Consider the following 252-nt stretch of genomic DNA (forward strand, 5'->3'; position numbering starts at 1 on the left):
AGAAATCTCTGCCCACCATGTACGATTTGCCTAGCGAAGACCCGGAGGAACCAGGTTTGCCCGATGAATTTCACGATTTTCAACCGAATTTGCTGACCCAAACTTGTCAATCTCCACACCATCTTCGATCTGATTATTTTATTGCCAAGGATCTCAATCTCTACTACGATCGCCAACATACCCAGTGGTATAAACGACCAGATTGGTTTTTGGTTTTAGGTGCAAGACGCAGTACAAATTTACAAGAGTTGC

General features: G+C 43.7%; 1 protein-coding gene. It reads left to right on the forward strand.

The window, feature by feature from the left end:
- The coding region (locus JUI58_RS00055; protein WP_204101728.1) for a Uma2 family endonuclease at window positions 1-252 on the forward strand (252 nt) is incomplete at both ends.

This window comes from Spirulina sp. CCY15215 (assembly GCF_016888125.1).
In the GTDB taxonomy this organism is placed as follows: domain Bacteria; phylum Cyanobacteriota; class Cyanobacteriia; order Cyanobacteriales; family Spirulinaceae; genus CCY15215.